This window comes from Fibrella aestuarina BUZ 2, from assembly GCF_000331105.1.
Taxonomy (GTDB): Bacteria; Bacteroidota; Bacteroidia; order Cytophagales; family Spirosomataceae; genus Fibrella; species Fibrella aestuarina.
The window spans coordinates 1,707,422-1,719,072 of record NC_020054.1 but is presented as its reverse complement, the minus strand read 5'-3'; the positions used below and the strand labels follow the sequence as shown (position 1 = coordinate 1,719,072).

The following is an 11,651-nucleotide window of genomic DNA, read 5'->3' as shown; positions in this document are numbered from 1 at the left end:
TGGCTGTTTCGTTGTGTATGTATCTGTGTAGCATTGGCAGACCAACAGACCAACGTACCCAAGGCAGACAAACAACAATTACAACCCTATCACGTGGCATTAATTAAATCCATCTCCGGTATCCGGGGAACCATTGGCGGGCGCACCGGCGAAAGCCTCACCCCGCTCGATGTAGTGAAGTTTACGGCTGCTTTCGGGCAATGGCTACTCAATGGGCAACGCGGGCAACCGGGGCCGCATACCGTTGTGATTGGTCGGGATGGGCGATTATCGGGGCCAATGGTCTCCCAACTGGTGGCCGCTACCCTGCAGGGCATGGGCCTCAACGTGCTGGATCTGGGCCTGTCGACCACCCCCACCGTCGAAATGGCCGTTCCCGGCGAAAACGCCATTGGCGGTATCATCCTGACCGCCAGCCACAACCCCATCCAGTGGAATGCCCTTAAACTGCTGAACAGCAAAGGCGAATTTATATCGGGTGCCGATGGCGAAGCGCTGCTGGCCATTGCCGAGGCCGAGTCGTTTACCTTTGCCGAAGTGAAAAAGCTGGGCCAATACCGCACCGACTCAGCCAGCGAAACGTCGTGGATGCAGAAACACATCGACCAGATTCTGGCACTGCCGCTGGTCGATCGGGAGGCCATCGTCAAGCGGAATTTTAAAGTCGTAGTCGATGCCGTCAACTCAACCGGTGGCCTGGCCGTTCCGATGCTGCTGACGGCGCTGGGCGTGGAGCTGATTACCAAACTCCACTGCGAACCCACCGGCAATTTTGCCCACAACCCCGAGCCGCTGCCCGAGAACCTCACCGACATCCTCAACGCCACCCGTCGCGACTCGCAGGACTTGGGTATCGTGGTCGACCCCGACGTAGACCGGCTGGCGTTCATCTGCGAAGACGGCTCCCCCTTTGGCGAAGAATACACGCTGGTTGCCGTTGCCGATTATGTGCTGAAAAACAGCCCCGAAGGCCGCCGCAACACCGTCTCGAACCTGTCCAGCACCATCGCCCTGCGCGACGTCACCCAGAAATATGGCGGGCAGCACTTTGCCTCGGCTGTCGGGGAAGTTAATGTTGTGGAGATGATGAAGGCAAACGACGCGCTGATCGGTGGCGAAGGCAACGGCGGTATCATCTACCCCGAACTGCACTATGGCCGCGACGCCCTCGTGGGCATTGCCCTCTTTCTGAGCCATCTGGCTCGTTTTGGTAAATCGGCCTCGATCCTGCGCCGAACGTACCCCAGCTACTACATCTCCAAGAACAAGATCGAGCTGACGCCCAACATCGACGTAGATGCGGTGCTGGACAAGATCAAGGCTAAATACGCCCGAAACCCCGTCAATACGGCCGACGGTGTGAAGATCGAGTTCGACAAGGAATGGGTACACCTGCGTAAATCGAACACAGAACCCATCATCCGCATCTACTCCGAATCGGATACCCTGTCGACGGCCGACTACCTCGCCAACAAAATCATTTCCGATATTCGGGAGGTCATTGCCGACAAAATGTAGATTTCCGTTTAGTTTGACGTTTGTTGTTTGCTGTTTAACGTTAGCCTGGCTTGCAACGCTTAACAGCAACCGATAAACGTCAAACTCGTTTTACCCCACTATGAACCCAGCTTCAACCCCAACCATGCCAGCCAAAACCGGCCATCCCACCGGTCTGTATATTCTTTTCCTGACCGAAATGTGGGAACGGTTCAGCTACTACGGGATGCGGGCCATCCTGCTCCTTTTCCTAATCGATAATGTGCGTGGGGGCATGGGATTGAGTGCGGCTGAGGGGGGGGCCATTTACGGTATCTACACCTCATCGGCTTACCTGCTGCCTGTAGCCGGTGGCTGGATTGCCGATAACCTGCTGGGGCAACGTCGGGCTATCTGGTATGGCGGTATCATCATTATGCTGGGCCACCTGATTCTGGCCATTCCGGGCGGAACAGTGCTCTTCTATTTGGGGCTGCTCACCGTAGCCTCAGGAACGGGTCTGCTCAAGCCCAACATCAGTGCCCTCGTGGGTGAACTCTATCCCGAAGGTGGGGCTCGCCGCGATGCGGCCTTCTCGATCTTTTACGTGGGCATCAACCTCGGCTCGCTGCTGGGCATTACCATCGTGGGCTACCTGGGCCAAAAAGTAGGGTGGCATTACGGATTTGGGGCGGCGGCCGTTGGCATGCTACTCGGCCTTATCGTCTTTCGTACGCAGGGCGCAAAATACTTGGCCGACTTGGGGAATTTTAATCCGTCAGGTGCTGAGAAAAAGGCTGGTGACAGCAGTCAAAACCGTGCCGTCTTGACGTTTCTGGCTGTGCTGGTGCTCATACTGGGTACGTTGCAACTTACTGGCTTGCTCGACCTGACGACCGCCGTCGGGCTGGCACAGGCAATGGGTATTTTCATTTTACTTATCGCGGTGGGCTATCTCGGCTTTGTCCTGCTTGCCAGCGATATGACCGACGTAGAGAAGAAACGTGTGGTGGTGCTGTTCGTGTTTGTGTTGGCCTCAGCCGCCTACTGGGCAGGTAACGAGCAGCAGGGCTCGTCGCTACAGATTTTTGCCGACCGCTTTACCGACCTGGAGCTGTTTGGCTTCAGCATTCCGTCGAGTTGGTTTCAGAACCTGAACCCGGCTTTCATCCTGACGCTCTCCCCCGTACTGGCCAGTCTCTGGATTTTTCTGGCTAATCGTAAGATCAGTTTTCCCGCTCCCGCCAAAATGGCGACGGGCCTGCTGTTGCTCGGCCTGGCCTACTTGGTGATGGTGGTTGCCGCCAAAGCAGCCCTTGCCGGCCCCCGTACCACCCCGCTTTACCTGGTCGTAACGTACCTGTTCTTCACGCTCGGCGAACTGTTTATTAGCCCGGTTGGGCTGAGTGCCTCGACGAAACTGGCGCCCAAGCGCTACGCTAGTCAACTGATGGGTATCTGGTTCATCGGGTCGTCGCTGGGTAACCTCATCGCGGGTCTGTTTGCCAGCGGTTTCGACGAAAAAAACGTGCAGCAAATGCCCAATCTGTTTCAGAGCGTCGCTACGTTCTCGCTGGTAGCCAGCGCACTCATGCTGGTGTTGGTCAAACCGTTACGGCGATGGATGGGTGGTGTTGAATAAACCTCATTCGGCTAATCAGCAAAAATGCCGGCCCCGTTGTCCGAGGTCGGCATTTTTGTTGGCGTTCTTGAGGTCGGTTCGATATAAATAGCTCAATAGGCAGGCATAAAGTGCTTCCCAACTTCTTTAATTTGAAGAAGCGTGGGCAATACGGCCTGCCCGCGCTCCGATAACCGATACTCTACTCGAGGGGGTACTTCATTGAAGGACTGCTTTTCCAGAACCCCCAACTCAACCAGGGCTTTTAACTCCTGGATTAACACCTTTTCGCTTACGTCGGGAAGTAACCGACGCAGTTCACTGTAACGACGTGTCTTTTGCCCCAGATGAAGTAAGATGAACAACCGCCACTTGCCGCAGATGACCTCCAATGCTTTCCTGATGATAAGACGGTCCTCTTCGGCCATTAAATCCGGTTGGGTTTTTGCGTTCATTGTAACGTACCGTAACTAACCTTTTGGTTTGTAAATGACTGATTTGTAAGCACTTATGTGTTGACACAAAGTTAATCTATGTTCCTAACAATTCGTTTCCGTAAAAAAGAAACATACATTTTTGGGCAGAAATTTAATTTAATATCAACTATTTCTCTTCCAAGAAGATGTCAATATCAACTGGTTGGTCCCAAACGTGGTCATAACCAGCCCTTCAACCCATCAATTCTTTTTTCTAGATTAACGGCAACTAACGAATGAGCTTATACGAAGCTAGCCTGCATAGTATTCAGTTTTCATAATTGGGATACTTCATCATAACTCCACACTAATTTCGCACATAAATTGTTAGAAATCATATTAAAACTATAGAAATGGTATATTTTTCATGAAACTGTCGGTCACCAATAGGGCGTCCTTTTGGTCGGTAGTTTTGAGGTCAGCATGGTACATTCCACCAAAACACTCATCGTTATAGCCGGACCAACGGGCGTTGGCAAGACGGCCTTTTGCGTCCGGTTGGCGCGTCGGCTCCATACCGTAGTCGTATCCGCCGATTCACGGCAGTTTTACCGTGAGCTTAGCATCGGTACCGCCAAACCCACGCCCGAGGAACTGGACGGCATTCCCCATTACTTCATTGACAGCCACAGTATTGATGCCCCCATCAGCGCGGGGCAGTATGAACGTGAAGCCCTCGCTCTGCTCGACGAGCTTTTTCAAACCTACGACAAGGTGATTATGACCGGCGGAACGGGGCTGTATATCAACGCCGTATTGCATGGTCTCGACGATATGCCTGTGGGCGATGATGCCCTGCGCGAACGGCTGCAACGTCAGTTTGAAGCAGAAGGGATCACACCGTTGCAAAATGAGCTTCAACGTCTCGACCCCGACTACGCTACCCTCGCCGACCTCAACAACACGCAACGTGTGATGCGGGCGCTGGAAGTAAGCCTGGTGTCGGGGCGGCCCTACTCGTCGTTTCGGCGGCGGCAGTTGCCCGAGCGCCCATTCCAGACGGTGTTGATTGCCCTGGAACGCCCCCGCGACGAGCTCTACGCCCGCATCGATCAGCGCATGGATCAGATGCTGGCGGCGGGGTTAGTGGATGAGGTGCGCGGCCTGACGGCTTACCGCCACACGCCCGCCCTGAAAACGGTTGGTTACAAAGAGGTCTTTGGCTACCTCGATGGTGACTACGACTACGCCACTATGGTCGATCTGCTCAAACGAAACTCACGCCGCTACGCCAAACGGCAGCTGACCTGGTTCCGCCATCAGAACGATTTCCGCTGGATCAGCCCGGATGATGAGCTAGAAGGAATGTATAATGAATAATGCACAATGAATAATGTATAATGGGCTGACGCTAAGACAGTTGATTTAGCGTCAGCCCATTATACATTATTCATTGTGCATTATTCATTATACATTCTTAAGCCCTATAGGCCAACATGCCGCCTTGCAGGTTGCGAACGTTGGTGAAGCCATTTTCTTCCAGAAACTGCTGCGCGCGGGCCGAGCGGGCACCCGACCGGCAATGCACGATGACTTCTTCATCTTGCAGGCTCTCGATCTCGTCGATGCGATAAGGCAGTTCGCCCAGCGGAATCAACGTGGCTCCGATGTTGTCTTCGGCATACTCGTTGGGTTCACGCACGTCGATGAGGTTCAGTTTTTCGCCCTTGTCGAGGCGTTCGCGCAGTTCCTGTACGGTGATATCCATGATGTTGTCTGGTTGATTAGTTGTGGTTTGTCTGGCTGGTTAATTACGCCCGAAACAGCAAACTAATGGCGAATGATCCATTTTACGGTTCGGGTACGTTCCGCTTCGTTGGTGAAACGGAGCAGGTAGAACCCGTCGGGCAACTGACCCAGTTCGGCTTTCGTTTGCGTAGGTGCGAGTGACATGGTCAGCCAGGTACGTCCGCTCAGATCAGTAACGTCGAGGCGTACCGAGCCTGCGAGCGAGCCGCCCCAGTTAACAGCGCCCGTACTGGGATTGGGAAACACCTGCGCCGGGGCTTCTGGTTCGGTGGCCGTCAGCACGGTAGCGGGACCATTGTTCATGATGGGCCGGATCATCAGCGCGCCTGCCCCTTCCGGCCCCGTTACGGCATCCCAACGCGTACCGAGGTTGATGAACGTGTTGTTCCGAAAGGGGCTGTTGCGGTCGAACCCGATCGGAATCGGGGGATCGTCGAGTTGCGCGTAGGCGACGTAGAACGTATCCCGGACGTTGACGGGATTGGTGAACAGGTAGTCGACAAAGCCGTTGCGGACGGTCGCGTATTTGATCGGGAACGTCTGCTGCATCAGTTGGCGCGTGGCGGGGCTGTTGTTGCCGGCATCGTTGAAGATGCTGAACGCGATCTGCTGGTTTTCCTGGTTGCGCCGCGTGGGGGCAATGTAGATGCGCACACCCTTCACGGCGTCGGGCAGGTTGTTGACGAAGCGCACCGCCACCCGCGCCAACCGTTGGTTGATCTGCGTCGCAATCTCGGCCGACCCGTCGTCGTAGGCGTAATAGTTGTCGAGCACCGTCACATTGGAGAGGGTATCGTTGAGCCGGAAATCGACCGGGTCGGCCGCCGACACGTTGGTGAGCAACCTGAACTGGGCCTGTAATACAGCTCGCCCCGACAAATCGCTGGTGATCACCGTTGGCCGACGCCATGTCACTGCCTGCGCGCCCAATGACGGCACCGACAGCGAATTGGCCAGCGTATCGCTTTGAAAGACAGTGCCCGTTTGCTGGTTACGCAGCGTAAACCGGAAATTCAACTGGTTGAACCCGGCCGGATCGTTGAAGAGGTTTCGGGCATCCGACGAAACGGTGTCGGCCAGTTCGGTCGTCGCTTTGGCCAGAAACTGTCGCAACGGCATGGCTGAATACCGGCGCAACAACGGCGAAACCGGCCGCCGAATGGCTAGGTCGCGCACAAAGCGGTCGAAGCGGGTACGTCCCCGGTTCATGTAGATGTAATCGAGGTGCCACTGATCGAAGGCGCCCGACTGCCGCCCCCGGCTCCGAAATCGAAAGCGAAAGGCCGAGTGAAAAAACAGGGCATTATCCGTTCTAACCAGTTGCTGCGTGTAGTTGTTATTGACCACGCCGCCGCTCTCGCTCCATACTTTCTGCCAGCGGCCATCGCTGCCCAGAAACTCCAGCGCCAGCGAATCGGCGGCATCGGGCAGTTCGCCGAGGCCACGCCGCTGCCAGAAAAAGCTGATATAGACCGAGTCACGGACGCTTAGCCCGCCCAGATCGATCGGCAGCGAGGTGAGGGTATCGGTGCCGCCCTCGGCATTTTCGTTGGTGAGGTCGTAGGGCAGGCCATTGGCCCGCAGTCCGTCGAACGTCGCGATGTTGGCCGAAGGGTGGTCGGTCGTCAGCGTGTTGTTGATGTAGACGCCACTGCCCGCCACCCAGCGCGCTGGTGAGGGGGCGAGCGGTGTCGTTGAAAAGTCGTCGAAAAAAGGCAGTCGCAACGTCTGTGCCCAGCCAGTCAGGCTCATCAACACCAGACTGATGACCAGCCCTACCCTACTGATTTGCATCCGTATTACTGTCTAACGGTCCTACGACCCACACATCGACCGACTGCCCGACGCGGATGCGCTCACCAGCCCGGGGTTTCTGCTTGATCACCGTGCCTACCTCCTGCTCGGGGTCATCGACCGGCACCCGCACGCCCACGCGCAGCCCCGCGCCCTGAATGGCCGTGGCCGCTTCGTCGTAAGGCAGGTTGGTTACGTCGGGGGTGGGGAAATAGACATTGCCTTCGCCATCGCCCACAACCAGGTCGATCTTGGTGCCTTTGGCAACGGGCATTCCGGCTTTGATTTCCTGGCCGTTGGCATATTGCCGCAATACCTTGTTCTTACCCAGATCGGGTTCGTAGGTAAGGTCACCCATCACCAGGCCCATCGAGCGGATCAACAATTCGGCCGAGCGCGATGTCAGGTCAATCAGATTGGGCATGGCCAGTTGCGGCGCCATGCGTTTCACCACGGTAAGGTAGATTTTCCGCCCTTCCTTCACGTTCGACCCCGGCTGCGGATACTGCGCAAAAACCGTCAGCGGAACGCCCCCGGCCACAAACGTGCAGTCGCTCACTTCGTAGCGCAGCTTCCGGTCGTCGAGGTAGTTTTCGAGTTCGTCTAAACTCATCTGTTTCAGGTCGGGCACGGTGATCGTCTGACCGTGGTTGGTCGAGAACGGCAGGTAGCCAAAGAAAAACGTCAGCACCAGCACAACCGCCAGAGCCAGAATAATGCCAAGATGAATGAATAGATCGGTGCGGGTACGGGTACTCAGTTTCGTCATGTGGTAAAGGTAAACTGGATGGGAACACGGATGAAACGGCTCTAAACGGATCGGTACAGATTTACGAGCGCAGCCCGCTCAGGCGAGAAAAGCTGCGCCGACCCTTTATATCCGCTCTACGCGCGCTCCTGTCACTTATACGCCGACAGCATCTTCTTGATATACTTTCCCACGATATCGAACTCAAGATTAACGACGTGGCCGGGGCGCAAATTGCAGAAGGTCGTGTGCTCGTACGTGTAGGGAATGATCGTCACCCGGAAGCCGTCGTCGTGCGAGTCGAAAACGGTGAGGCTCACGCCGTTGATGCAGATCGAGCCCTTCTCGACGGTGATGTTACCCACGGCGGGGTCATACTGAAAATCGTACAGCCAGCTGCCGTCCATGTCCTGCACGTTCACGCACGTACCGGTCTGATCGACGTGCCCCTGCACGATATGCCCGTCAAAGCGGCCCGTAGCGGGCATGCAGCGTTCCAGATTGACCAGATCGCCCACGGCCAGCTGACCAAGGTTTGTTTTTTTGAGTGTTTCGTCAACCGCCGTCACTGTGTAGCTGGTATCGGTGAGGCTCGTCACGGTGAGGCACACGCCATTGTGACTGATGCTCTGATCGATCTTTAGCTCATTCGTGATGGGCGATTCGATATGGAAGGTCAGATTCGTGCCTTCGGTGTCGATGGCCGTTACCCGTCCCATCGTTTCAACAATCCCTGTAAACATTCTCAAAAATAGTTTACAGCTTTCAGTTTGTGCGTTTTCGGTGGGTACGTTTTCGGCAGACCTTTCAAACGTACCCATCAGCCCGTAGCTTACCTCAACACCGTGACACTGCCGCGTAGCGCAGGCCGATCGGCTTCCGTTCGGATCAGGTACGTATACGTACCTGCCTCCACGGGTATCTGCCGATAGGTGCCGTCCCAGGGCTCGTTGGGCAGGCCCGCACACTGGTAGACCAGCTCACCCCAGCGGTTGAACACCCGCACGTCGCAATCGGGAAACGATTCGGTGTTTTGCAGGCGCCACACGTCGTTCTGCCCGTCGCCGTTGGGCGAAAAAGCCGACGGGATATACAGCCGGTCAACCACCAGCACCGTTACCGACGCATTGGCCGTACACCCGCCCAGCGCTTCGGCCCGCACCGTGTAGGTTTGTGAATCGACCGGGCTACAGAGCGGCGTGGTGCTGCCGGGATCGTCCAGGTACAGAGCGGGCGACCAGAGTACGGTGGCACTGGCAACGCTAGGCGTTTGAATAAGCTGACCGGTGCTGCCCCGCTGAATCCGGTACAACACCGGCCCACTGAGTGTGATCGGCGGGGAGACATCGGCCCAGCGCGTGGTGGTATTGGTGCAGCCATTGGCTCCTTTGGCGGTATACACCAGTTTGTGCAACCCCACCCCCGCCTGCGCCGGGTCGAACTGGTTGTTGGCCACCCCCGCACCGGTCCAGGTGCCACTCAGCGGCTGACCAACCAGTGGAAGCGCATCGTGACTGGCGCAGACAGTTGGCACCGAATCGGCTGTTACGGCGGGCAGAGGCAGCTGTTTCACCAAAAAGGGTTGCGAGAGGGTATCGTTGGCGCAGCGCCCGGCCAAACTGCGCAGGACGGTATAGCTACCGGTTTTCTGTACAGCCAGCGTTGGCGAATTTGCCCCGTCGATGTTACTCCCGTCGAGCCGCCACTGGTAGGCCCATTGCGGGTTGGCATCGGCAGTCAACGTAGCCGACGTACCTGGACAAATGTTTAGCTCGGTTGCTGTTGCGCCGGCTGCCTGAATAACGGGAATGGGCAAGGGTGTCAGGTTACAATCGATTACGGGCAACACAAAATCGCGGCGGATAGACCCGATGCGCTGCCCATTCCGAAACTCATCGCACTGCACGCCAAACAGGTAGTAGCCCGCCTTGTTGGCCCGCACGGTGAGTTGCCCCGTATTGGGATTGATTTGCAACGCCGGATTCCCCGAAATAGCCCGGTCGGCGGCAATACCCGTCCCCCAGGTGACAAGTGGGTAGTTGGCTCTGGGGGTGCTACGGCCATATACCTCCGTCGCCGTCGTGTAGCCCTGATAGGGCGTTACCAGACTGTACCGGAGCTGGTCGCCGTCGGCATCGGTCGCCGTGTAGGCAAAGGCCGTGGGCTTGTTGATGCAGATGTATTCGCCGTTGGGTTGCCCAAACACCGGCGACGAATTAGTAAATGCCGCCCCGTTGCGCTGCATGGCCGGAAACTCCAGGTAAAACAGCATCCCGATATCGGTTGCATTGGCCAGATTGGTGATGGCGTTGTCGCGGCAGCAACGCTCCCAAACCATGTAATACCCCTCGCTATCGCCGTAGTCAGCCACGTCGAACTGAATGTCTTTGTAATACGTGCCTTTGAGCGTTTTGAGGCTCTGCGACTGAGCGCAGGCGGCGTTGGCGTAAATGATGGGCGTAGACGTCAGCAGCGGCAGGGTGATGCTCTCAATCAGGGTTGGTCCCCGCCGCTGGTAAATAAAGAGCGTGATGGTGGCGTCATTGTTCTGGCTGTTGGAGTACACCTCGTTCCAATACTGGTCCATCTGTACCCGGAAGTAGCCGGGGCGGCCCAGCGAACGCATGGTTAATTCGCCCCCGATGATGTGCCGGGCCTGCGCCAGTACCGGTAAGAGCATTACGGTTACGTATAACCATTTCTTCATAATCGTTTATTCAATAGTCACTGTAAATGAGTAGTTTAATTTACTCATCTATATTGGCTATCGAATAAACCGGCCAGACTATGCGGTATTCTATTTATCGAATGGGCAACTATAGAGCGAATGGGCTCGACTGGCGTGCTTACCGGGCCGTCACGACGCCCCGGGTTCGTTTGACTACGTAGGGAGGCAGGCCGCTCTGCGTCATGAACAGCCGCCCAACATACTCGCCCAGTACCCCAACGAACAGCAGTTGCAGGCCGCCTAGTATGGCCACCGCCCAGACAACCAGCTCCCAGGCGCGCACGTCGAACCAGCCGGTCAGGTGCGCTGTGAACAGCGTAACGCCGAACAGCAGGCTGGCGCCCATCAGCATCATGCCCACGCCCGTCAGGACCCGCAACGGCAAGACCGAATAGCCCACCAGCACCGTCAGAAAGAGCGACAGCAGCTTGCGGAACGTGTAGTTCGAGCGGCCCTCCTGCCGGTCGTGGTGCGGCACTTCGACGCTCCCGACGTTGGTGGTTACCCGAAAAATCAGCCCATCGATGTAGGGATACGGCCCCTGATACTGGATAATCTCGTCGACCACCTCGCGCCGGATCAGCTTGAAGCTCGATAGGTACAGGTCCCGGGGCTTGCCCAGCAGGTACGTGGCCAGGCGGTTGGTGAGGTCACTGCCCACGTTACGAAACCAATGGTGGCGCTTGTCGGCATAATAGCTGTACACCACATCGTAGTCGTCCGATTTGGCGGCTTCAACGAGCGTCAGAATGGACTCGGGCGGGTTCTGGAAATCGTCGTCGATGATGACGGCAAACTGCGCCGACGCATAATTCAGCCCACACAAAACGGCGTTGAACTCACCGAAGTTGCGGCGCAGGCTGATTGCCCGCACGTTGTCATACCGATCGGCCAGCCGTTCGCAAACCCACTCCGAGCGGTCGCGGCTCCCATCGTTGACCAGTACCACCTCAAAATCATAGCCCGATAAACAAACCTCCAGCCGTTCGAGTAAGGGCGTCAGCGTGCGTTCGCTGTTGTAGACAGGAATAATGATACTGAGTTCCATACATGCTTGTT

10 protein-coding genes are annotated in these 11,651 nt (G+C 56.4%); 3 read left to right on the top strand and 7 right to left on the bottom strand.

From position 1 onward, the window contains the following. Nucleotides 1–93: 93 nt before the first annotated feature. A complete protein-coding gene (glmM, locus tag FAES_RS06980; RefSeq protein WP_041257627.1) occupies nt 94–1,518 on the top strand; it encodes a phosphoglucosamine mutase in 1,425 nt (474 codons plus the stop codon). A 100-nt stretch (nt 1,519–1,618) separates the two neighbouring features. Further along, the gene (locus tag FAES_RS06975) at nt 1,619–3,118 is read left to right on the top strand and encodes a peptide MFS transporter (protein WP_015330497.1); all 1,500 of its coding nucleotides are present in this window, start codon (nt 1,619–1,621) and stop codon (nt 3,116–3,118) included. A 92-nt stretch (nt 3,119–3,210) separates the two neighbouring features. Here FAES_RS06975 and FAES_RS06970 read toward each other — a convergent pair whose 3' ends face one another. Continuing rightward, entirely contained in the window at nt 3,211–3,552 is a 342-nt protein-coding gene (locus FAES_RS06970; RefSeq protein ID WP_041257625.1) for a winged helix-turn-helix transcriptional regulator, read from the bottom strand. Nucleotides 3,553–3,996: 444 nt separating this feature from the next. On the opposite strand from FAES_RS06970, the gene miaA reads away from it, so the two are divergent. Then, nucleotides 3,997–4,893 carry a tRNA (adenosine(37)-N6)-dimethylallyltransferase MiaA gene (gene miaA, locus FAES_RS06965; protein ID WP_015330496.1) on the top strand — a complete coding sequence of 299 codons (897 nt, stop codon included), beginning with the start codon at nt 3,997–3,999 and terminating at the stop codon, nt 4,891–4,893. 97 nt (nt 4,894–4,990) lie between these two features. Here miaA and FAES_RS06960 read toward each other — a convergent pair whose 3' ends face one another. The 6 genes from FAES_RS06960 to FAES_RS06935 form a co-directional block, all read right to left on the bottom strand. Next, entirely contained in the window at nt 4,991–5,281 is a 291-nt protein-coding gene (locus FAES_RS06960) for a rhodanese-like domain-containing protein (protein ID WP_015330495.1), read from the bottom strand. A gap of 62 nt (nt 5,282–5,343) precedes the next feature. After that, nucleotides 5,344–7,116, bottom strand: coding sequence for a T9SS type A sorting domain-containing protein (locus FAES_RS06955; protein WP_015330494.1), 1,773 nt, complete (start codon nt 7,114–7,116; stop codon nt 5,344–5,346). Then, nucleotides 7,103–7,885, bottom strand: coding sequence for a PASTA domain-containing protein (locus FAES_RS06950; RefSeq protein ID WP_015330493.1), 783 nt, complete (start codon nt 7,883–7,885; stop codon nt 7,103–7,105). Before FAES_RS06950 ends, FAES_RS06955 begins: the two co-directional genes overlap by 14 nt. Before the next feature lie 131 nt (nt 7,886–8,016). Then, nucleotides 8,017–8,607, bottom strand: a complete 591-nt coding sequence (locus FAES_RS06945) for a riboflavin synthase (RefSeq protein WP_041257624.1) — start codon at nt 8,605–8,607, stop codon at nt 8,017–8,019. Between the two features lie 89 nt (nt 8,608–8,696). Then, nucleotides 8,697–10,571: a T9SS type B sorting domain-containing protein gene (locus FAES_RS06940; RefSeq protein ID WP_015330491.1), complete on the bottom strand. Its 1,875-nt coding sequence runs from the start codon at nt 10,569–10,571 to the stop codon at nt 8,697–8,699. Between the two features lie 139 nt (nt 10,572–10,710). After that, the gene (locus FAES_RS06935; protein WP_015330490.1) at nt 10,711–11,640 is read right to left on the bottom strand and encodes a glycosyltransferase family 2 protein; all 930 of its coding nucleotides are present in this window, start codon (nt 11,638–11,640) and stop codon (nt 10,711–10,713) included. Nucleotides 11,641–11,651: the final 11 nt, after the last annotated feature.